The organism is Cytobacillus sp. FSL M8-0252 (genome assembly GCF_038007345.1).
Taxonomy (GTDB): domain Bacteria; phylum Bacillota; class Bacilli; order Bacillales; family Cytobacillaceae; genus Cytobacillus; species Cytobacillus kochii.
The window spans coordinates 2,407,000-2,429,773 of the sequence record NZ_JBBOWZ010000001.1 but is presented as its reverse complement, the minus strand read 5'-3'; the positions used below and the strand labels follow the sequence as shown (position 1 = coordinate 2,429,773).

Genomic DNA, 22,774 nt, shown 5'->3' with positions numbered 1-22,774 from the left:
GGGAGCTTAAATGATGGGTGAGAAAATCGGTTTTATTGGATTAGGGAATATGGGTTTACCGATGGCGCAAAGCTTATTATCAGAAGGCAATGAAGTGTACGGCGTCGACCTCAACAAAGATGCTGAAGCGGCATTGCTAAGGTCGGGAGGTGTGATTGGATTATCTATCAATAATATCATAAAGCAAGTAAATTTTATTTTCACAAGCTTACCTTCAATGAAAGCGGTGGAAGAAATCTATTTAGGTGAGGAAGGATTGATTACAAAAGCACGTGAAGGCATTGTCCTGATTGATACAAGTACGGTTGCTCCTAGCTTGAATCAAAAATTAGCAGAAGAAGCAAAAAAGAAGAGCATTCATTTTCTTGCTGCTCCTGTCAGTGGGGGTGTAATCGGTGCTGAAAATCGTACTTTAACCATTATGGTCGGTGGTCCTAAACAAGCTTTCGAGCAATCCCAACCATTGTTAAATATTCTTGGAGAGAATATTTTTCATGTGAATGAACGAATTGAAAGCGGAACTGCAGTCAAATTAATCAATAACTTACTTATCGGTTTTTATACTGCTGGTGTAAGCGAAGCCTTAAATCTGGCAGAAAAAAGCAACATTAATTTAGCACAATTATTTGAGATGTTGAATGTGAGCTACGGCCAAAGTCGGATATATGAAAGAAACTATAAAAGTTTTATCGCGAACGAAGATTATCGTCCTGGTTTTACCTTGCAGCTATTAAATAAAGATCTTGGTTTCGCGCTTGATTTAGCCAAGGAACACGAATTGCAATTGCCAGTTAGTGAATTACTATTAAATATATACAAAAATGCTGAAAACGAGGGTTATGGTAGCCAAGATATGGCTGTTCTTTATGAAAAAGTGAAAAATGATCAAACAAAAAATGCGAAAGAAACGGGGATGAAGGAATGATTAAAACAGAAATTCCAACAATGAAAAACCATATTAATGGTGAATGGGTTGATTCAAGCAGTAAGGAAGTGGAAGCCGTACCGAACCCGGCGAATGGGACAATTATTGCTTACGTCCCCCTTTCTGGTAAAGAAGATGTTGATTTAGCTGTCAAAGCTGCTGCTGCGGTCTATCCTAAGTGGGCTGAAGTACCCGTCCCAAATAGAGCGCGTCTGCTTTACCAATATCTTCATTTGTTAAAAGAGGAAAAAGAAAACCTCGCTCAAATTATTACAGAGGAAAATGGAAAAACATTAAAGGATGCGCGTGGTGAGGTACAAAGAGGAATTGAAGTCGTTGAACTCGCAACCTCCACTCCTAATTTAATGATGGGAGATGCACTTCCTAGTATTGCCGAAGGGATAGATGGCTCAATTTGGCGCTATCCGCTTGGTGTTGTTGCTGGGATTTCCCCTTTTAACTTTCCAATGATGGTTCCTTTATGGATGTTTCCTCTGGCAATCGCCTGTGGGAATACATTTATACTGAAAGCTTCAGAAAGAACGCCAATCTTGGCTGGTAGACTCGTAGAGTTATTCTATGAGGCAGGTTTTCCTAAAGGGGTACTAAACCTTGTACATGGAGGAAAAGACGTGGTTAATCGCTTATTAGATCATCCAGAAATTCGTGCCATTTCATTTGTTGGGTCAGAGCCGGTCGCCAAACATGTTTATCAAACTGGCACCGCTCACGGAAAGAGAGTACAAGCATTAGCTGGTGCGAAAAATCACGCAGTTGTAACATCTAGTTGTCATCTAGAAAAAACGGTTCAAGGTGTTATTGGCGCAGCGTTTGGAAGTAGTGGGGAACGATGTATGGCTTGTTCTGTGGTAGCCGTTGTAGAAGATATAGCAGATGATTTTATGAACCTACTTGTAGCAGAAACGAAAAAACTTACTGTCGGGGATGGCCGGTTTGAAGAGCATTTTGTTGGACCACTCATTCGTGACACTCATAAATCCCGTGTGTTACAATATATCGCCTCAGGGGTATCTGAAGGGGCCCATTTAATCGTAGATGGTAGGGATACAGAGACGACAGAAGATGGTTATTATGTAGGTGCGACAATATTTGACAATGTAACATCCGATATGAAAATTTGGCAAGATGAGATTTTTGCACCGGTCTTAAGTGTCGTTAGAGTAAAAACATTTGAAGATGGTATCGCCTTAACGAACCAATCAAAATTTGCCAACGGAGCTGTTATTTATACATCTAGTGGTAAAGAAGCACAAATTTTCAGGGAGAAGATTGATGCAGGCATGATTGGTGTAAATGTGAATGTACCTGCTCCTATGGCCTTTTTCTCTTTTGCTGGTAACAAATCATCATTTTATGGGGATTTAGGAACTAACGGAAAAGATGGTGTTCAATTTTATACAAGAAAGAAAGTCGTAACTGAACGTTGGTTTTAAAAAAAATGGAAGGAGAGATTGTATGACAGATGAAGTACTCTTCACAGTAAATGATAAAGGGTTAGGTGTGATTACACTCAACCGTCCTAAAGCGCTAAACTCACTTTCTTTAGCAATGGTTCAACCACTTAAAGAAAAATTACTGCGATGGAAAAACAATAATCACATACAGATAATTCTGATCAAAGGAGCAGGAGAAAAAGGCTTGTGTGCAGGTGGAGATATAAAAGCTTTATACGATGCCCGCTTGAATGAAAAAAATAAAAGTCTGGCAATGCAATTTTTTAAAGAGGAGTATGAATTAGATCAATTAATTTATGACTATCCAAAGCCCATTATCGCTTATCTTGATGGTATTGTAATGGGAGGGGGAGTTGGACTGACTTATGGGGCAAACTATCGTATCGTAACTGAACGGACGAAGTGGGCCATGCCTGAAATGAATATTGGCTTCTTTCCTGATGTCGGTGCAGCCTATTTCCTTAACAAAGCTCCAGGCTATATTGGCCGTTATTTAGCGTTGACGGCAGAGACGATACATGCATCTGATGTTCTCTACATAGGAGGAGCTGATTATTTCATCAAGAGTGAACAATTTAACTCCCTCTTAGAAAATCTAGAGAATATGAATTGGTTAGATGTAAATCTCGATTATAATTTGAATGATTTACTCAACCAGTACGCTAATAACGAAAGGGGAGAAAGTAAGTTATCACAATTCCAAGAAGAAATTGATTTGCACTTTTCTTTTCAAACATTAGAAGAGATTCTACACTCTCTTCGTCAACATCCTAGTGATTTCGCTACAACGACAAGTGATATCTTATTATCTAAATCACCTTCATCACTTAAAGTCACACTTAAGCAACTGATTGACGGTGAAGAACAATCTCTCACAACTTGCTTAGAAACAGACTTCATACTTGCTAGAAATTTTTTAAGCCATAGTGACTTTTATGAAGGTGTACGGTCTGTGGTCATTGACAAAGACCGCAATCCCCAATATGACTTTGCACAATTATCCGATTTTACATCTCAACATGTTGAGGGATTCTTTCAAAAAAAGTAAGCTAACTCTTAACGAAAATCAAACGAAACAGCAAGGGCATGAGCTTATTACCATATCAAATAGAAGAGAAAGCAATTTTTTTCTATAATATTGATATTTTTTGAGAAAGAAATTATACTTATATAAGTAATATATGGCTAATAGGTAAAGAGATTGCCTATTACTATATAATAATAGGTGAATGGTGAGATGGATAACGAGTAGCTTCTGCTGCTTTGCTATTAGCCCGCCATAAAATAGTTTATGAAAACAAACTATTTTATGGCGGGCTTATTTTATGCATAGAGAAATAGGTTTAACAAATGGGCACATGAGGACCATAAGATTACATTTTCACTATACACTTACCTTGGAAAAACTGTGACTTTATTATTGGAGGACGCTTTTAATGAATATCGAACATCAATTCAATATGATTATAAGAGAAATTCGAAAAAAACATGTAGGCAATGGACCAAGAGAAATGACTACAAAATTTACAGGCTGTTGGGCGATTACGGAAATGAAAGGGAACTTAACAAATGTCGAGAAGTTCATGATTGAATCAACGAAAGGCTACCAAGTAGTCCATGAAGCTCGAACAACCCTTATCAAACAATTATATAGCGATAAAGAAAAGGTTGAAAAACTTGAAGTACTCGTTGGTGCTCAATTAATCAATATTTTTACTGATATTGATTTGGAAAAAGATATTGCGATGACGATTTATGTTTTTGATAAACCTTTGCAAGTATAACTCTCAACTCTTTAAGATGATTAAAATTGGAAAAATAGGTGATTAAAATCGATATAAAAGAAATGTTAAATCAAGTTCCTGTTGTGAATGAAGAAGAAGGACGGTTATTATTAACTAACTTAAATACGCAAATGATTAAACTATTTCAGGAAAAGGAAATCGCAATCTATTATTCACTATTAGAGGATGTTTTGAAGATTGCAAAACATTTAAATTTAGATACGGTAATTAAATATTTCGGAATCACCCCCGTGGTGAAGGCAAATGAAAGCATGCAGTTCCAAGAGATCTTTCGTTGTCTTCACACAAAGGAAAGGAATAATAATTGGTTCTTGGATTTCTTTTCTTTATATTTAGGTGTTTCTGTTATTTATGGCTTTAAACCTGAAGAAATTAAAAGAGCTGATTCCTAATAAAGAGAAAACATTTCAATCCCTTTTGTTGAAATGTTTTTTTATGCAGTGATAAATGAATAAAATATTCTGTTAATTGAAAGCATTTTACTTGTATTTGTTATCATTCTTTGTAAAATGAAAGCAAGGAGTGATAAAGATGGTAGAAAAAATTGCAGGGCATAGTTTATTGGAAAAGGTGTCATTTGGAAATGGGCAATTAAAAAGCAGGGTAGTAATGGCACCAATGACAAGAGGGTTCTCACCAAATGGTGTACCAGATGAAAAGGTAGCACAATATTATCGCAGGAGAGCAGAAAATGGTGTAGGCCTTATTATTACTGAAGGCACAGCGATTGATCATCCATCAGCAGTTGCTGGTGAAACAATTCCCCTTTTTTATGGCGAGGATGCACTAAAAGGTTGGGCAAATGTAGTAGCTCAAGTACATGAAGCCGGCGGGAAGATTATTCCACAATTATGGCATGTTGGTGCAGCAAGAAAAGCCGGGAGTCTACCTAACATCGATTCACCGCCTGTCAGTCCTTCAGGCATCACGTTAAAAGGAAAGAAAATTGATCAGATCAAGGTACTTACAGAAGAAGATATACATGACCTAGTTGATGCGTATGCAAAGGCTGCTAAATCTGCCAAAGAGATTGGATTTGATGGCATCGAATTACACGGAGCTCACGGTTATCTAATTGATCAATTTTTCTGGGAACTGACTAATAAACGGACAGATCAGTATGGTGGAGACCTACAGGAACGCTCTACATTTGCAGCAGAGGTCGTTAAGGCATGCAGACAAAGTGTTGGTCCCGATTTTCCAATTGTTTTCCGCTATTCTCAATGGAAGGGTACAGATTACAAAGCCAAGTTAGCGAATAATAGTAAGGAGCTTGCGACCATATTATTACCTTTAGTTGAAGCGGGTGTAGATATTTTTCATTGTTCAACAAGACGCATATGGGAACCAGAATTTGTAGATGAACACCCTACATATAACTTGGCTGCTTGGACAAAGAAAATCACACAAAAACCAACAATTGCAGTTGGATCCATTGGCATTAATCGCGCATATTTAAGTAGTGAAGACAATGCACAAATCACCATTGAAAAAAATCTTAAAATTGTCGATGAAAAAATGAATGCTGGTGAATATGATTACGTGGCAATCGGTCGTGCCCTACTTGCAGATCCAGAATGGGTAACTAAGTTAAAAGATGGGGCACTTGATCAGGTGAAAATTTATACAAAAGAAGCAGAAGGCACCCTCTATTAATAGGAAATTATTTTAAAAACCGATTAAAATAAGAATCGGTTTTTTTCCCGTTGTTTCTTTCCTCCATAAAGGAGGGCCTTATGTAGCAAGATTGAGTTGTAATGTAGAGACGAATCGAAAAGATATTTTCTTATAATTATTGGTATGAATGTCGAATGTCTTTACTTCATTTCATTCTCTCCATTCAATGAACAGGTTTCGGGAGATTGTTTTTTGCTCGAAAGCTTTCATAAATAATGTTTTCTATGATAAAGCTTTTATCAATGTTTCTAACCTTTGTAAATAGGGAATATGAAAATATAATGGTTTGTTTCATAAAAATGAACATTGCAAACCTAATTCCTTGTAAACAGATGGGTATAATGTTATATTAATCAAAAATCGAAAGAGGAGAGAAAAGTATGACCAAAACTATTCCACCAATTGTTTCAACCCAATGGTTAGAGGAACATTTAAATGATGAAAATATCCGCATACTAGACGCGACGACTTTCTTAAAGTTACCAGATGGTGATGGACTTTACTCTGTAACGAACGGACGAGACGCTTATAAAGAAGAGCATATTCCAGGTGCTGTGCATGCAGATGTAGTAAACGAATTAGCAAACCCAGATGATCCAAAAGCATTTACATTGCCATCCCGAGAAAGGTTCGTAGAAGGGATTGAAAAATTGGGTGTCGGTGATGGTACGCATGTAATTATTTATGACAAAATCGCTGAAGTCGGCTCCCCAAATGCCGCGTCTGATTGGGCATCACGTGTTTGGTGGCAACTTCGCTTCGAAGGGTTTGATAATGTCTCAATCTTAAACGGCGGGTTTAGAAAATGGAAAGAAGAAGGTAGAGAAATTAAGTCTGGAATTGAATATTATCCAAAAGCAACTTTTAATGGTAGAAGAAGACGGGAATTATTAGCTACAAAAGAAGATGTCAAAAAAGCGATTGATGATCCCAACATGATTATTATGAATTGTTTATCACCAGATGTCTTTAGTGGTAAGAAAAACACTTACGGCCGTCCCGGTCATATCCCTAATAGTAAAAATGTCTTCTTTGCCGACTTATCAGATGATGAATCACTTCTCATTAAAGATGAAGAAAAATTACGTGAAATTTTTGAGCCGACCGGTGTATTTGATCAATCTAAAAAAGTCATCACTTATTGTGGCGGTGGGATTGCTGCTACATGGAATGCTTTCATTCTATATACACTAGGCCGTAAAGATGTCGCTGTATACGATGGTTCCATGACAGAATGGGTGCAAGACGAAAACGCGCCACTAGTAACAACCAATAATGAATAAATTCTTTCCACGAATGTTCTCGCATTTGTTGATTTAAAATAAAATATATAAGTTGTTATAAAGTTCGATAATTTATAAAAAAGATTGATAACTTATAATAAAGTTTGATCAAAAGTCCTGTATTGATGCAGGACTTTTTGTTCAGCAATCGGGCCAGATTGTGGAATAAGAAGGTAAGAAAGTAATCGTATTTTAAGTAACTTAATCGTTACATATTCAAAATATAAAACAACCATTAAATGGTTTTTTAGGTATAATATACTTATTAGATTTAAAATTAATTACCAAGATAGAATATACTCAAAGTGGGAGGAACTGTGATGGATGATTTATCTAAGGCTTTTTATGAGTATAATTTTAAAGATATAATTCGTGAAAGAACAGATACGCAGTATGAAGAATTCTTTTCTAAAGTAATGAAGCTTAAATATAAGGATAATTTTATGCCTTGCCAACCCTGGGGAAGAGAGCAGAAGAGTTGGCGAAGAAAATAATTGAAAATAGTAAAAAACATGGAATTCCATTAAGAAAGAAGAAAACAAAAAAAGACAAATGAAGCAGAATCTTTTCGTTAACGACCGCCACCTTAAGGTGGTTTTTTTCTTAAGAAAAAGGCAGTCAATGAGCGGATTAGCAAGGGATTTATACACCTCTTTACTCATTCTTTAAAAAGAACAAATCGTGCTTTATCACTGTTTCTTAATATGTATAATACTTGGTCAACAAAAGCGCAAATGAAAAGCCAGTTCCCACAAGGGTTCTGGCTTTTTACAATTGCCGATAAATAAATAGTTATGTCTACTAGAATGTATGAGAAATGTATATTTATTTGTCAAGAAAAACTCTTATTCATTTAGAATCAGATGCTATGTAAAATGTAATAAAATATAATCGATAAACATAATAAAATAATAAGGATAATTTGAATACAAACTCCGATTATACTAAGGATTCTACCTCTTGATGCCCATTTAGTTTCTCCAATGTATTCCCTGTCTTTAATTACCTTTGAAGAAGTTAAAATCCCGAATACTCCAACTATAACCCCGATATATGGTAATAATATAGACGTTACTCCTAATATCATGGGTAAACGACTTTGTTTAAATGTAGAATCCAAAAATAGTTCCTCCTAAGAATTATAATATTATCATTTTATTCCACTCTAATTGGATTAATACGAGTTTATTATAAAAAATAACCATCCAATTAAGATTACTAGAGGAGAAAAAACATATGATTTGGATTTTAGAAGTCGTAGCAACAATATTGGATGGTCTTTTATCAATAAGGGGTTTTTTGAAAAATAACAAAAAAAAGTAGAAACTTAATCAATTTTATTGAGCTTTCACATTAAACACCATTGCCCAGGTTATGCTCAGGATTGTACCGTTTCCTTTATTATTCTTTTCAAGTCTACTTGCCACCAATTTCCCGTAGTTACTTACTACACTTGCAACAAAACCAAGTACAGGTATTTTTAATATTTTCAAAATAGTCGAACTGGATTTTACATCTTTATCAAACTCTCTTAATTGATCTATTGCGTTTATAGTATCCTTATTATTTAAATATCGTGTATATCCCCACCAGTGTTTAACAGTTTTTGTTACTCCTTGTACTTCTACATTTTGAATTATTGTTTTATCCGATAAAATAGTTATAATTCCTTGTTCAGCTTCTTGATTCAACTCATTTAATCGTACTTCTAAATTATCTAAGTCATATTTATCTCTTAATGCTTTGGGCGTAAATGGATTAAGTAAGAAACGCCCCTGATTAGTTACGGTTACATAGGGTTCAACTTCGCTAATCATCTTCTCAATATCTATTTCATATTGTTTTAATTCCTCTTCATTATCAAATTCCTCTGCATTAGATAAATGAGGAAACAGTCCCCCAATTAACATGAATACTACCAAATACGCTAACAACCTAAAGTTAACTAAATTCTTCACACTTATCCCTCTTTTCTTTTTAATAACACTATATATTCCTTGAAAATTACTAAAAATCCTTATAAAGAATTTTATTTTTTTTAAAAAGAACAAAAGGGGCTGTTGGAAAAATATAAAATTAATTAACTTAAAAAGGACATCAATCAAGATGCCCTTATTTCGCAGTCGTATATTGTTCCAATTCTTTATGTAGTAATTGAAGTACTTCACGACTTAAAACAATCTTCCCGTTAGCAAGTTCAACGTTGCTATCGCTTATATGGCCCGAGATCATACAAGCACGCGCATGTGAATATTTACGAAGGATTATCTTATCTGTATCAACGAAAATTTCTAGGGGGTCTTTAATGTTAATATCCATTACTCTTCTTAATTCAATCGGTATTACAACTCTTCCTAACTCGTCTACTTTTCTTACAATTCCTGTACTTTTCAAAATGGATTCACCTCGTATATTTTATAGATAAATAGATAGCTATCATAAGAACATCGATAGTATTATTTTGGTAGGTTAATTATACCTTTATTTTACATGAAGATAAAAAGCAGAATTTAAATGAAAGTAGTGATAATGACAAAGTTAAATACCGAAGGAAGCGTGGGTTTGAGGCGAGGTAGCTTTTTCATTAGCGACTATGAATTTAAGAAAAATCCTGATTGGTATATAGGGATTAAAGCGTATGAATGGATTCAACAACAAATTGCTGAGTACGGAGGGAGAAAAACGGAAATTATTCAAGTGACTTGGAATGAAGAAAATGATATTACAGAGGTAGTTAAAAGTATATATCCGATTATGCCAGAGGATGATTTACCTTTTTGATACCATAACGTATGAGAGTTTTCGTTTGTATTGTTGATTTAAAATAAAGTCTGATAATTTGTAAAAAAGTTCGATAATTTATAATAAAGTTTGATTAAAATTCCTGTATCAATGCAGGAATTTTTCATTCCGCAATCGGGCCATATTGTGGAGTAAAGGAAGGAATTATTAGAAAGTAAATCGAATATCTAAGAAGTTTTGTTTTTGGGAGGGAATTATGAGAAAAATCACTTTGTCTAATGGAAAAACTGTTGAAGTTGAATGTTTAAGTTGTGCATTAACAAGTGGGGAAATAGAACCGGATGGTGGTGTAATAGTTGAAACTAAATATTTTCATGCTCACCAAGATGTTGCATATCCCATTGAAGGATTAGTTATTTTAGCATCGAAACGCCATATTAAGTGTTTTGATGAATTAAATGAAGAAGAAAAGGTTGATTACATAAACTTATTATCTAAGATTAGAAAAGCTCAAAGGGAAGTATTAGGAATAGAATATGTTTATTACTTTTACAATGAAGATACTACTCACCATTTTCATACTTGGATGGTTCCCCGGTATGAATGGATGTACGATTTTGGACGTTCGGTGGAATCCGTTAGACCAGTTTTACTCCATGCAAGAAACAAATTGAATAATGATGAAAATGTAAAAAAAGTAATTCATGGAATAAATGCATTAAAAAAAGAACTAAACACCTAATCCTTCCTTGTTCCATAATCGGGCGCGATTCATTAATATGAATAAGCGCCCTTTTTATATTTCAGACAGATATTTGAAGAAGGTATTTGAGGGGGGGAACAACTAGGTAATTAAAAGAAATTTGTGGTAAAATGGAAAAAAATACTAGGGGGGTTAGTGTGCAAGCATTTTGGGATTATTTCGGTGGAATGGGTTTTTTAAATATGCTATTTGTATATTTTCCAATTGGGTTAGCTATTATTAGCGTTTTGCTCACTTTACTATTCAGAAAAACTTTTGTCCCAGTTATTGTAGTTTCTCTTATATTTGGATCATTTTTCATTTATACCTACACACAATTCAATGCTACTTTTGAAAATTTCCTTATTCCTTTGATTATTTATATTTTAATTGCGTTTCTGCTTGGTAAAATTACTAAAAAATTTGTTATCAAAGCCTAACCTTTCTATTCCGTATAAGGGCGATTTAATGCATAAGTTGTGTCAGAATCCGGCCATTTAGTTGAATAAGTTTTCTTAGGGAAGGGAGAAAAAGTAATGTCTAAAGGTTTAAAAAAAATGTTATTTTGGTCACTTGGATTTCCAGTTATTATTACTATACTCCGCATTATTACGGATTACTTTTTTGATCGTGATATTGAATTATTCTCATATTCGGCAGTCTTCTTGGGGACAGTTGTCGCGGGATTAATTTTTGCAGGACCATTAAATTATTATATATCAAAATCTCGAGAAGGATAAAAATAGCTTTTTGAAGTTCTTCTGTTATCGGGCGCGATGATTGAACATCGCGTTTTTTCTTGTTCTTAAAAATCATTGAATGAATTAGGAATTTTTGAAATAATTGGTATTAAGGGAGTGGGGATTGCAGAACAAGGAGAACAGGATGAGAGTTGAGAGGGGATATTTATGACTTATAGGTTTGAGGTTATGACTCAGGAACAAGCTGAGGATATTGCACATAATTGGCACTATGATGGAGAATATTCTTTTTATGATATGGAAGCTGATGAAGAAGATTTAGCAGAATTTTTAGACCCTAAAACAAGAGGTGACTCTATTTTTGCAGTTTCTATAGAGGATGAAATTATTGGTTTCTTCAGTGTTAGCAAAGTAGCTACTAATACCTATGATATAGGTTTAGGAATGAGACCAGATTTGACTGGCAATGGCAGAGGGTTAGTATTTCTAAATGCAGGTATTGATTTTGTCCAATCAAGATTTACACCAGATAAATTACATTATCAGTGGCAACTTTTAATCAAAGAGCTATAAAAGTATACAAAAAAGTTGGGTTTAAAGAAATTGATACATTTATGCAAGATACAAATGGCAGCTCATATGAATTTCTGAGAATGGCTTATGAATGCTAATTTAGCATTCATTTGTTCAACAAAAGGTGGAAAATATGGAAAATCGTAAATAATATTATCTTGAAATCAAGTCTTCATGAAAAGGGCGCTTTAATGGAGCAAACGTATGCCGGAATCGGTCCATTTTGCGGAATATATAAAAGAAAAACATGTGTGTTTTAGAAAGTAGGTAATTAAATGATTCCATTAGTATATGACCAAATTAACCGCTGGGGCAAAGACGATGAATTCTTTTTATCGCTGTTAAATAAGATAAACGTTAAAAAAATAGCGGATGTGGGTTGTGGAACGGGAAGATTGACAACTCATTTTGCAAAAGCGGGCTATCAGGTAACAGCTATTGACCCGAATGAGGAAGCGATTGAATATGCGAAAAGTAAGAAGTATCAAGACGAAGTGACTTGGATTGTTGGTGATAGTACAAATTTACAAACAAATGCGTTTGACGCTGTAATTATGACTGCGAATGTCGCGCAAGTATTTCTTACAGAGGATAGTTGGAAGAAAACCATTTCGGATGCATTTCGTGCATTAAAAACGGGTGGTCACTTTATTTTTGATACACGGAATCCTTTAGCGAAACCGTGGGAACAGTGGGAAAAAGACAAAACTCCTGAGGTTGCAATGGATCAGTTAAGTGGTGAGCCACTTGAAGTTTGGACAGAATACGAGGGGTTCGTTGAAGATATTTTTACGTTTTATGAAACCGTGAAAAATGTACGGACGGATGAAGTAGTTATTCATGAAAAAATGCAATTAAAATTCCGAACCCAGGAAGAAATTCATGAATCATTACAAAAAGTAGGTTTTTCACAAATTCAAGCTTATGGAGATTGGGAGATTAAACAAGCAACTGTAGAAACAAAATCATTTATTTTCCATGGTGTAAAATAAGGACAAGTATTATCTTCATCAATCGGGCGCTATTCCTTAATAAAGAGGTAGCGCTCATATTGCATATAAGGGCTAGATTCTGCAAAAACAAAGGAGATGTTCAAATGTTTAAACGCACGCTATATTGCTCTAATTGCAATCGAGAAATTCAAGATGGAGAAGAAATCTATGCGAAGATGAAGGCTCCGAAGAATACGATTATGGTTGAGATTAAAGCCTACTTAAAAAAAGAAAGTGAAATTTTTTGTACGGATTGTATGGATAAAGAAAAGTAACTTTTTTTCTCCGCAATTCTTTAAGAAAAATGATTGTTTTATACAAATGGGACAGGATTAAACAAGAATTAATCGTTACCAAAATGAATACTTAGGTAATAGAGTATTTATTTTAGGAGTTGAATATTGTGAAAAGATTTTTAAAAAGGATTTGGAATGATGTATGGGAGCTTTCAGTAATGTTTATTGGCTGGATAATTATATTTACTAAAAACATCCCAATAACTTTTTTGACCGTTTTCATTATAACAATAATAGGGTATATTTTAGGTGGAATTATCAGACTTTTTATCTGGAATAGTAAAACAGATAAAAAAATATAAAAGTGTTATTTTACTAGTGAGCGTTCCATCCATTCAATACACTTATTCTAGAATCGGGCGCTATTCTAGCACAAGGATAAGCGCTCATTTTTCATTTTAGGGCCATTTTGTGAAGAAGATACTGTATGATATTTAATATCTAGCTAACTGTTTAGGAGGGATTAATATGGATGTGGGTCATACATTGTTTGCATCAGATAGTATGTTTGCTCTTTTAACTTTTTTACCTATTGTTTTTTTTCTAATTGCTATTGTTTTTGCCATTTATTTTGTAATTAAAGTAATTAAGTTCATGAATGAAAAGACCAAATTAGACCGTGAAAGAAACGAGAAACTTACTGAAGTAATTAAAACACTTAATCAAGATAAAAAAGATTAAATAGTATTAAACTTTGCTCAACAAACGGGGGCGTTTCTGCAGCAATGAAAAAAGAGCCTAATTTCTCTATTTTAAAGAGGAATTGGGCTTTTTAATATGGAATTTCCTTATAGTTGTATATCTGTATATCGCTTTTGCCTGATGCTACTGCTATATAGAGTCCGTCGAAAGACGGTCTTTTTTTAACTTATAAAAAAATAAATTCTTGTAACTTTTCATAAAGCTCATTCGATTAATAAGTAAATCCATATTTGAGGGGGGAAGCATTTGAACGATTTAGAGCGTTTAGAGGAAAGCATTAGTAAAATCTATAGGCACTATTATTTAGATGTGTATAGGTTCCTTATTTGTTTTTCTGGAAATCAAAACGATGCAGAGGACCTGACTCAAGAAGTGTTCATTCGTGTGTTGAACAATTTAGCTAATTTTAATGGTGGAAATTTAAAGACTTGGATTTTTTCTATAGCAAAGCATACAGCTATTGATCATTATCGTAAAAAAAGATTTGTTTCTATATTTAAGGATGGGTTCTTTAATCAGATGGTTTCAACTGCAAAGGAGCCGAATGAGCTAGTTGAACAAAATGAATTGAAAAGATCTGTTCATACAGCTATCACAAAGTTAAAACCAAATTTTAGAGCTGTAGTAATTCTAAGAGGTATCAACGAATTATCAATAAAAGAAACCTCTGAAATTCTGCAATGCAGTGAAACCAAAGTTAAAGTAGATTATCACAGAGCTTTAAAAGAACTTAAAAAGAAATTAAATGTTGATACAGGGGAGGTTATAGGGAATGCCAAGTGATAAGGATTTGTTTGACTTAATTAAAGAAACGTATCCTCTTAACCCTAAAGCAGATTTTGTTTCAGATACGGAAGTTAAGCTTAGACAAACTGCAAGAAAGGTAAATAGAAAAAGGTACTTTAAACGGTTAGGGGCTGCTTCTAGTGGATTATTATTATGTGTTATAGCAATTTCATGGATATTCTTTTATGGAGGAAAAGATGTAATTATCAACAATCATAACACCATTCAAGAAAGAAATTCCGCATCCACAACAACTGTAAACAACCAAGACCCTTTAGTTTATATTTATCAATCACACAATTTAGAATCATTTTTCCCGGAATCTAACACGAATGACCCTAATGAAGCGTTACACTATACAAAAAATATTACATTAGTTGGTGAGAGATTAAGCCAATCATTAAAAAATAGGGGTATTAATTCCATCCATGATAACACTAATATAATGGAAATTCTAAAAGAAAAAAACTTACCATTCAGTGAGTCATATAAAGTTTCTAGAGAGCCACTGAAAAAAGCCTTAGCGAATAATAAGTCGATTGAAATGGTTTTTGATATACACAGAGATTCACGAAAAAGAAGTGAGACCACAATTAATTTAGGTGGAAAAGATTATCCTAGAATTGCATTTATAATATCCAAATCAAGTGTCAATTACGAAGTGAATTTAAAGTTCGCTGAATTACTCCACAGTTATATTGAAGAAAAATATCCTCATTTATCAAGAGGTGTCTTTGTTAAAGACACTCCACCAAATCAAAAAACTTATAATCAAGACCTTTTTGGTAACTCTGTTTTGTTAGAAATTGGTGGTCCTGAAAACACTTTGGATGAGGAATATAGAACCGTTGATGTCCTTTCAGAAATGATTAAAGAAATCCTTTCGGATTGGACTGAACAAAAAAAGCATTAGTGTTTTAAAAAGTGGCTGCTTGAACAGCATTTTTTTAATGTCAAATACAATCTTCAGCAATCGGGCGCGTTTCTTCAATAAGAAAAAACGCCTTTCGTTGCTACAACTGGATCAAACCTTTTCATTCACTTCACCTCTAACAACCTTATTGATAAGCACTTTTCAAATTGCCAAGGGGCTTTATTAGCAGGAAGTGTAGTTAGGGGAGAGGCAACAGAAACTTCTGATCTTGATATTGTCATTACTGATAAAAGACTTACTTCATCATATAGAGAGTCTATGTTTGACTTTGGATGGGCAATAGAGGTTTTTGCCCATAATTTAACTTCATACAAATACTTTATCGAAATGGACTGCAAAGCTGCAAAGCCTTCTATGCCAAGAATGATTTCTGAAGGGATTATTTTAAGAGATGAAGGAATCTTAGAATCTATAAAAAAAGAAGCGAAAGATATATTAGAGAAGGGACCTGAAATATGGTCTGAAGAAATTGTTAGTACAAAGCGATACTTTATAACTGATGCACTTGATGATTTTTTAGGAAGTAATAACCGAGCTGAAGAAATATTTATAACTAACACATTAGCTGATCTTGTTCACGAATTTGTATTAAGAACTAATCGTCAGTGGGTTGGCTCTTCGAAATGGATTATTCGTGCTTTGAATCAACATGATGAGAAATTTACCGAAGAGTTCGTAGAAGCCTTTAATGTTTTTTATAAAACAGGTGAGAAAAATAAGGTTGTTCAATTAGTAGATAAGGTTTTGGATCCGTACGGTGGGCGTTTATTTGAAGGATTTCCTCTAGGAGAAGAAAAAGATAATAATCCCTAAAACCTAATTAAGCAATCGGGAGCAATTCTGCAGCAAGAATTAGGCTCCTTCTTTATGTTAAGGGCCATTTAATGGAGCAAGAATTATCGAGTAAACGGGACAGTTTGATAATAAATTTAAATAATTCTGAATTTTCTATGGTGAAATGAGGAAGGTAATTGATACAGAAAGGAAGCTTTATATGAACAAATATAAGATAATTTTATTTGATTTAGATGGAACACTTTCAGACCCAAAAATAGGTATAACTAAATCTGTTCAATATGCGTTAAAGAAAATGGACATTGATGAACCTAATATCAATAAACTTGAATGTTTTATCGGTCCACCACTTCAAGTGTCATTTGCTGAATATTACGACTTTGATGAAGGAAGTACACAAAAGGCAATTCATTTTTACAGGGAAAGGTTCAAGGATAAGGGTATGTTTGAGAATGACCTATATTCGGAAATTCCTTTTCTACTAAAATCATTAAAAGAACAACAATATATTTTAGTTGTTGCAACTTCAAAGCCTACTGTATTTTCTGAACAAATACTAAAGTATTTTAACATTGACCATTATTTTGATCTTGTTGTTGGAAGTAATCTAGACGGAACACGAACATCAAAAACTGAAATTATTCAATACATACTTGATAAGTACAATGAGCATAGGTTAGATGATTTTATTATGATTGGTGACAGAAAACACGATATGATTGGTGCAAATAATATTGGTATTGACTTTATCGGAGTAACTTATGGATATGGTTCATTTAAAGAATTAAGTGATACTAACCCTACACATATTGTTAATTGTGTTGACGAGATAACAGATATTTTAATAGCAAGTAAAGTTGGATAAATAACGAAATTATATTTCCGAAATAAGGAATTGGCAGCTATTCTGCATGAAAAGGGTGCTTTTCTTAGGTTATAAATCGTTTTATTTTCTTTTGTATATTAAAAAATAGTTGACCAATATGAATACAAGGTGATTAATCATGAGTGGTTATCAATGGGTAGGAAGCCAAAAACATTATGTAGATGAAGTTCACACTGAATTGTTGAACAACGATATTGTAATAGGTCATTTTGGTGGTAACTCTTCAACTGGGCAATTTAAGAATGAAGATGGATGTTTAATTTGGGTTAATCAAGAAGAAGATTGGGAGTTTGTTATTATTCTTGATGCTCATAATACAGCACAAAGTGCAGAATTAGTTCTTAAAACCTTTGAAAAAGAAAGAGACTCAGTGCAACAAATCTTAAAGATGCAGACAGTAGAAGCTTTCGACACCATATCCACCTTCATTCTAAATATTTTTAAGGGTCAAAGCTTTCGAGAAGCTAATCAAAATGTCCAAGGAGAAACTGCTTGCCTATTTGTTGTTAGGAAAGGAAAATTCCTTTGGTGGCTATCGATAGGAGATTGCATTCTTTATTTGTTTCATCCTGAACTTAAAGCACTGGAGAATTTCAACAGAATCATAGAAGTTTTTATGAGTGGGTAGGACAAAAGAATACTTTTAATTTAGCTGTACCTTGTTACAGTTCTGGAAGGAAAGAATTACGTAAAGGAGAAAATCATATTTTCTTAACAACAGATGGGCTTATTGAGTGCCCAAATACTAATTTTGACAACCCATTTGAAATATTTAATACCTTCGAAGGGATAACCAATCAATATGGTGTTAAAAGATTATTAGAAGAAATTAAGGAAAATAATGTACGTGATAGTACAACAATAATTTCATGGAAAGTAACTATCAACAATTCAGCTACTTTACCTAGTGATATTCCGCAATAGGACGCGATTGTTGAGCAACAAAGGTAGAAAATGATCAAACTTTTTTTATAAAAATCGTCTTCGTAAAATGTTTAAAGAGCCTGTTTTTATCAAACTTTTTTTCAAAAACAGGCTCTTTTATATTTGGGAAATTAACATAATAAGACGTGCATTTGATCAAACTTTTTTATAACCCAACAGCATTCATGGTTTTTCATTTCGCAAAAGATAAGCATTTACATAAATGATCGTTTACACTATATTCTATATTAATACTAAATAAGGTGTGGACAAATATATGACTCAAAAAAGATTATCCGATTCCATCGCTGATGACATTATCTCTATGATTGTCATTGAGAAACGTTTTCAACCTGGAGATAAGCTACCTAACGAAAATGTATTATCGGAAGAATTGAATATTAGTCGAACTACTTTAAGAGAAGCGATTAGAATCCTTGTTACAAATGGCATTGTCGAAATCAAAAGAGGTAGAGGGACTTTTATAAAAGAAGCTTTGGATATTGACCATATGCAACATTTCGGATTGCTTACAGATGCAAAAATTAATGCGAAAGATTTGTATGAAATGCGCTTAATATTTGAACCAGAAGCTGCATACTATGCGACCATTCGTGCAAGTGACCAAGAAATGAAAAGAATTATCGATTATGGATTACAAATTGAAGAGAAGATTAAAAAGAAGCAAGATCGAACGGCTGAAGAGCAGAAATTTCATCAATCAATTGTTAAAGCGACCCATAATGAATTTATGGAAAAGCTCATGCCTGTCATTTATCAAGCCATCGATAAAGGTGTGATTTTATCAGTCGAAAAAGAAGTTGCAATTAAAGATACATTGAATGATCATCAAATGATTATGGATTTTATGAAGAATCGTAACCCTGAGGGAGCAAGAAGTGCGATGAAAATTCATATATTACATGCAATGAGTGAATTAGGAATTGAATAAAAAAGCAAAAAAGAGCATCTTTTTATAAAAGATGCTCTTTTTTGTCTAACAACGTTATTGACAGCAGACAACATACGTTTTACAATACATTATACAAATAATCAAAATAATGAAAATTGAAGGTGTGGTTGTAAATGAGAAGAAGCGATACGATTAAACTTGGAGTAGATAGAGCTCCTCACCGTAGTCTTTTATATGCGACAGGAAAAGTTAAAGCAAAAGATTTAGAGAAACCATTTATTGGTGTATGTAATTCATATATTGACATTATTCCTGGACATGTTCATTTACGAGAATTTGCAGATGTGGTTAAAGAAGCAATCATTGAAGCAGGTGGCATTCCCTTTGAATTTAATACAATCGGTGTTGATGATGGAATAGCCATGGGGCATATTGGTATGCGTTATTCCTTACCTAGCAGAGAGTTAATTGCTGATAGTGCGGAAACCGTTATTAATGCCCACTGGTTTGATGGCGTTTTTTATATTCCAAACTGTGACAAGATCACTCCTGGTATGTTAATGGCAGCGGCGCGTACAAATGTCCCTTCCGTTTTTGTTTCAGGTGGACCGATGGAAGCAGGAACAAGTGCGAGCGGAAAACAACTTTCATTAACATCTGTTTTCGAAGGAGTAGGAGCTTTTAAGTCAGGAAAAATGACAGAAGAAGAGTTCAATGATATTGAAAATAATGCGTGTCCAACATGTGGGTCTTGTTCAGGGATGTTTACAGCTAATTCAATGAACTGCTTAATGGAAATGCTAGGTGTCGCTCTTCCTGGTAACGGATCGATTGTCGCAACAAGTGCAAAACGGAAAGAGTTAATCTATGAAGCTGCTAAACATTTAGTTCGCATGATTGAAGAAGATGTGAAACCACGTGACATCATTACGAAAGAAGCCATTGATGATGCCTTTGCTTTAGATATGGCGATGGGTGGTTCGACTAATACAGTGCTTCACACTTTGGCAATCGCAAATGAAGCTGGTATTGATTATAATCTTGAAGATATTAATAAAATCGCTGCCCGTGTACCATATTTAGCAAAAATTATGCCAGCGTCAGATTATTCAATGGATGATATTAATAAAGCTGGGGGCATTAGTGCAATCATTAATGAATTAACGAAAATTCCAAATGCCATTCATCCAGAGAGAATAACGATTACAGGTAAAACAATGGGTGAGTTAGTAAGTGGACATGACATTACTAATGAACAAGTCATTCGTCCTAAAGATAATCCCTATAGCCCAGTTGGTGGCCTTTCCATCTTATATGGAAATATCGCCCCTGAAGGTGCTGTCATCAAAGTCGGCGCAGTGGACCCAACGATTCAAGAGTTTGAAGGAGAAGCAATTGTTTTTGAGTCACAAGAAGAAGCACAACAAGCAATCGATAATGGAGCTGTAAGAGAAGGTCATGTTGTTGTCATCAGGTATGAGGGACCTAAAGGTGGTCCAGGAATGCCGGAAATGCTAGCACCAACTTCAGCCATTATGGGTCGAGGATTAGGTAGTTCAGTTGCTTTGCTAACAGACGGTCGTTTTTCCGGAGCATCACGCGGAATTTCCATTGGTCATATTTCTCCAGAAGCTGCTGAGGGTGGCCCAATCGCACTTATTGAAAATGGAGATATCATTGTGATCGACTTACCTAACAGAACGATGAACGTAAAATTATCTGATGAAGAATTAGCTAACCGAAAAAAATCATTACAACCATTTGAACCAAAGATTAAAAATGGCTGGTTGGGAAGGTACTCCAAACTAGTAACAAATGCATCAAAAGGTGGCGTAATGAGCATTTAATTATAGTTAAGTAAAGAAACTTCATTTTAGATAATGAGGTTTCTTACTTATTATTTTTTAAGGCTATTACTATAATTAACTTTGTAATAGACGAACAATGTAATTGGCAAGCCCAGAGATTTTAAAAATATTAAAAGTACGGGTCATAAAACATGATAAAACTTTCACACATCTCTGAGATTGGGGATGAGACGTTACAAAGTTATTTTTGATTGTTACGCGAAACAGTAGAATGAAATCGTAAAATCTATTAACTACGTGGAATCTAGCATTCCAGGTAGTTTTTAAATAATTTCTTAGCACGCTTATACCTGCAATAATTTCGTCTACTTTGTAGTAATATACATATTTTTCTCTACTACATAATTATAAATTCCCCCTTAATTTTGAAAAACATTTGTAGCTATATGATAAAAGAAAGTCTCTTATTACAACTTGCACTTGTATTTTACGTGTTTCTTCCTTTTTAAAAACTCAAAGTACCTTTTAAGTTTACCAAAAATTCTCATCAAATGGCTTCAAACTAGAGGGAATATGTTTTCTGGTTGTCTAAATATATATATAACCTAAATTAATTTTGAGATTCATTTGATCGGACTCAATTCTACAAAAGAACATATGAAGTATTTTAAGGTCTGAAGTAAAAAGAGCACTTATTTTTAAAGGAGGATATATGGAAAAAGAGTATCTTGGTCAATGTCGTGGTTGTGGTGAGGGGATTTATTGTCATGGCGGATTTTTAGGTGGTGTTCTTGAAGCTGATGGTAAAATGATTTGTTTTTCTTGCTCTGAGGAAGAAACCACTGGTTATCATTCAAAAAAACAATAGAGCAATATGGATGGAATTACTCGCCTCGTGATTTGATAAGAAGAGGGCTTGTATAGAATTTTCTCGAACGGTCCACAATACTCCTTAATAGAAGGGAGTGAAGCAGTTTGACGAAAGTACCTAATAACGGCAGTAAGAACCAAAGCTCACCGCAAGGAACTCAAAGCGCAATAAGTGGTGATAATAGTAAGGGAAATAAACGAAACAAAGATCAAAAAAGAAAACCAGAATAAGATCATTTTTGGCTTGTTAGCTTTTGAAGTTAACAAGCTTTTATTTAGGTGATTTTTAGTTTCACTCAATACAGGCGTTGAGAGGACTTTAACTTGAATGGAATATAATAATTTAGTCTGCTATATCACTTTAATGTAGTAAATTTTATTTTTAAGAATTGTTTATGAAAATTTTCGATTTAATCTCTAAAAGAGAAATGCTTTGAAATGTGCATTGTTCAAGAGATGGTTTTATGGTAAAAATAAGTTAATGAAACTTATATACAGCTATATTACCTCAGAGGAACTTCATTAAAAAAGATGTAGGGAGCGTTGAATGATGGATAATAAACGTTTTGAAACAATTTATTCTCAAGGGAAAATAGAAATTTTTAAGATTATTCGAGATAATGAAACCGGAGTGATGTATATGTTCCATTATGCAGGTCCGGTCAGTGGATTAACTGTTATGGTTGATTCAGATGGTAAACCTTTAATAGATAAGGACTTTAAGAAATAGTGTGTAATTAATTAACTGAAAATTCAGTCCTATTAAGCAGGTATGTGTATGGATAAACATGTGAATAAATATTCGGAATTTCAGTTGTTTCTCTTTGGAACAGTTAAGATACGATTATTTTTCCAAGGGGAGACTTTTCTTATTCGGTAGGTTGGACGTTCAATCAATCTGCTTTTATTCGTGCGAGAGGTCACTCTATATCTTGAACAGGAGAG

27 protein-coding genes and 1 pseudogene are annotated in these 22,774 nt (G+C 34.0%); 26 read left to right on the top strand and 2 right to left on the bottom strand.

Annotation, left to right across the window (positions count from 1 at the left end; genetic code table 11):
* Positions 1-13: 13 nt before the first annotated feature.
* The 8 genes from MKX83_RS12360 (at position 14) to MKX83_RS12325 (ending at position 7,659) form a co-directional block, all read left to right on the top strand.
* Positions 14-925, top strand: a complete 912-nt coding sequence (locus MKX83_RS12360) for an NAD(P)-dependent oxidoreductase (protein WP_341055599.1) — start codon at positions 14-16, stop codon at positions 923-925.
* On the top strand, positions 922-2,379 hold the full coding sequence (locus MKX83_RS12355) for a CoA-acylating methylmalonate-semialdehyde dehydrogenase (RefSeq protein ID WP_340974969.1): 1,458 nt from the start codon (positions 922-924) through the stop codon (positions 2,377-2,379). The genes MKX83_RS12360 and MKX83_RS12355 overlap by 4 nt, the downstream gene beginning before the upstream one ends.
* A gap of 22 nt (positions 2,380-2,401) precedes the next feature.
* Positions 2,402-3,448 (top strand): enoyl-CoA hydratase/isomerase family protein, encoded by a 1,047-nt coding sequence (locus MKX83_RS12350; RefSeq protein ID WP_341055597.1) that lies wholly within the window; start codon positions 2,402-2,404, stop codon positions 3,446-3,448.
* Between the two features lie 388 nt (positions 3,449-3,836).
* Positions 3,837-4,184, top strand: a complete 348-nt coding sequence (locus MKX83_RS12345) for a DUF2294 domain-containing protein (protein WP_340974967.1) — start codon at positions 3,837-3,839, stop codon at positions 4,182-4,184.
* Positions 4,185-4,222: 38 nt separating this feature from the next.
* Entirely contained in the window at positions 4,223-4,597 is a 375-nt protein-coding gene (locus MKX83_RS12340; protein WP_224936479.1) for a hypothetical protein, read from the top strand.
* Between the two features lie 139 nt (positions 4,598-4,736).
* On the top strand, positions 4,737-5,861 hold the full coding sequence (locus tag MKX83_RS12335; RefSeq protein WP_224936478.1) for an NADH:flavin oxidoreductase: 1,125 nt from the start codon (positions 4,737-4,739) through the stop codon (positions 5,859-5,861).
* A 401-nt stretch (positions 5,862-6,262) separates the two neighbouring features.
* Positions 6,263-7,165 (top strand): sulfurtransferase, encoded by a 903-nt coding sequence (locus tag MKX83_RS12330; protein ID WP_340974964.1) that lies wholly within the window; start codon positions 6,263-6,265, stop codon positions 7,163-7,165.
* A gap of 320 nt (positions 7,166-7,485) precedes the next feature.
* Entirely contained in the window at positions 7,486-7,659 is a 174-nt protein-coding gene (locus MKX83_RS12325; RefSeq protein ID WP_341055594.1) for a hypothetical protein, read from the top strand.
* An 843-nt stretch (positions 7,660-8,502) separates the two neighbouring features.
* On the opposite strand, the gene MKX83_RS12320 is transcribed toward MKX83_RS12325, so the two are convergent.
* A complete protein-coding gene (locus tag MKX83_RS12320) occupies positions 8,503-9,123 on the bottom strand; it encodes a hypothetical protein (RefSeq protein ID WP_341055592.1) in 621 nt (206 codons plus the stop codon).
* 154 nt (positions 9,124-9,277) lie between these two features.
* A complete protein-coding gene (locus MKX83_RS12315; RefSeq protein WP_341055590.1) occupies positions 9,278-9,559 on the bottom strand; it encodes an AbrB/MazE/SpoVT family DNA-binding domain-containing protein in 282 nt (93 codons plus the stop codon).
* A gap of 120 nt (positions 9,560-9,679) precedes the next feature.
* Here MKX83_RS12315 and MKX83_RS12310 point away from each other — a divergent pair, with 120 nt between their 5' ends.
* The 18 genes and pseudogenes from MKX83_RS12310 to MKX83_RS12225 all read left to right on the top strand — a co-directional run bounded on the left by MKX83_RS12310 (position 9,680) and on the right by MKX83_RS12225 (position 22,559).
* Entirely contained in the window at positions 9,680-9,946 is a 267-nt protein-coding gene (locus MKX83_RS12310) for a hypothetical protein (protein WP_341055588.1), read from the top strand.
* A gap of 217 nt (positions 9,947-10,163) precedes the next feature.
* Positions 10,164-10,649 (top strand): HIT family protein, encoded by a 486-nt coding sequence (locus tag MKX83_RS12305; RefSeq protein WP_251284952.1) that lies wholly within the window; start codon positions 10,164-10,166, stop codon positions 10,647-10,649.
* Positions 10,650-10,807: 158 nt separating this feature from the next.
* Positions 10,808-11,089 (top strand): hypothetical protein, encoded by a 282-nt coding sequence (locus MKX83_RS12300; RefSeq protein ID WP_341055585.1) that lies wholly within the window; start codon positions 10,808-10,810, stop codon positions 11,087-11,089.
* 96 nt (positions 11,090-11,185) lie between these two features.
* Positions 11,186-11,389 (top strand): hypothetical protein, encoded by a 204-nt coding sequence (locus tag MKX83_RS12295; protein ID WP_307316908.1) that lies wholly within the window; start codon positions 11,186-11,188, stop codon positions 11,387-11,389.
* A 168-nt stretch (positions 11,390-11,557) separates the two neighbouring features.
* Positions 11,558-12,021 (top strand): annotated as a pseudogene (locus MKX83_RS12290) (GNAT family N-acetyltransferase).
* Between the two features lie 177 nt (positions 12,022-12,198).
* Positions 12,199-12,915, top strand: coding sequence for a class I SAM-dependent methyltransferase (locus MKX83_RS12285; RefSeq protein ID WP_341055582.1), 717 nt, complete (start codon positions 12,199-12,201; stop codon positions 12,913-12,915).
* A 104-nt stretch (positions 12,916-13,019) separates the two neighbouring features.
* Positions 13,020-13,190, top strand: a complete 171-nt coding sequence (locus tag MKX83_RS12280; protein ID WP_224936471.1) for a Fe3+ hydroxamate ABC transporter substrate-binding protein — start codon at positions 13,020-13,022, stop codon at positions 13,188-13,190.
* A gap of 489 nt (positions 13,191-13,679) precedes the next feature.
* Positions 13,680-13,892, top strand: a complete 213-nt coding sequence (locus MKX83_RS12275) for a hypothetical protein (RefSeq protein WP_341055579.1) — start codon at positions 13,680-13,682, stop codon at positions 13,890-13,892.
* Positions 13,893-14,159: 267 nt separating this feature from the next.
* On the top strand, positions 14,160-14,696 hold the full coding sequence (locus tag MKX83_RS12270; protein WP_341055577.1) for an RNA polymerase sigma factor: 537 nt from the start codon (positions 14,160-14,162) through the stop codon (positions 14,694-14,696).
* Complete coding sequence (spoIIP, locus tag MKX83_RS12265) at positions 14,686-15,612, top strand: stage II sporulation protein P (protein ID WP_341055574.1); 927 nt, start codon at positions 14,686-14,688, stop codon at positions 15,610-15,612. Before MKX83_RS12270 ends, spoIIP begins: the two co-directional genes overlap by 11 nt.
* Positions 15,613-15,735: 123 nt before the next feature.
* Positions 15,736-16,446 (top strand): nucleotidyltransferase domain-containing protein, encoded by a 711-nt coding sequence (locus MKX83_RS12260; protein ID WP_341058620.1) that lies wholly within the window; start codon positions 15,736-15,738, stop codon positions 16,444-16,446.
* A 181-nt stretch (positions 16,447-16,627) separates the two neighbouring features.
* Entirely contained in the window at positions 16,628-17,293 is a 666-nt protein-coding gene (locus MKX83_RS12255; RefSeq protein WP_341055572.1) for an HAD family hydrolase, read from the top strand.
* 139 nt (positions 17,294-17,432) lie between these two features.
* Positions 17,433-17,942: a protein phosphatase 2C domain-containing protein gene (locus tag MKX83_RS12250; protein WP_341055570.1), complete on the top strand. Its 510-nt coding sequence runs from the start codon at positions 17,433-17,435 to the stop codon at positions 17,940-17,942.
* Positions 17,943-18,515: 573 nt separating this feature from the next.
* Entirely contained in the window at positions 18,516-19,190 is a 675-nt protein-coding gene (locus MKX83_RS12245) for a FadR/GntR family transcriptional regulator (RefSeq protein ID WP_224936463.1), read from the top strand.
* Between the two features lie 134 nt (positions 19,191-19,324).
* Positions 19,325-20,998 (top strand): dihydroxy-acid dehydratase, encoded by a 1,674-nt coding sequence (ilvD, locus tag MKX83_RS12240; RefSeq protein WP_307313873.1) that lies wholly within the window; start codon positions 19,325-19,327, stop codon positions 20,996-20,998.
* A 673-nt stretch (positions 20,999-21,671) separates the two neighbouring features.
* Positions 21,672-21,827 carry a hypothetical protein gene (locus MKX83_RS12235; RefSeq protein ID WP_341055566.1) on the top strand — a complete coding sequence of 52 codons (156 nt, stop codon included), beginning with the start codon at positions 21,672-21,674 and terminating at the stop codon, positions 21,825-21,827.
* Positions 21,828-21,934: 107 nt separating this feature from the next.
* Positions 21,935-22,060 (top strand): hypothetical protein, encoded by a 126-nt coding sequence (locus tag MKX83_RS12230; RefSeq protein WP_281203241.1) that lies wholly within the window; start codon positions 21,935-21,937, stop codon positions 22,058-22,060.
* Between the two features lie 319 nt (positions 22,061-22,379).
* Positions 22,380-22,559: a DUF6440 family protein gene (locus tag MKX83_RS12225; RefSeq protein ID WP_307313880.1), complete on the top strand. Its 180-nt coding sequence runs from the start codon at positions 22,380-22,382 to the stop codon at positions 22,557-22,559.
* Positions 22,560-22,774: the final 215 nt, after the last annotated feature.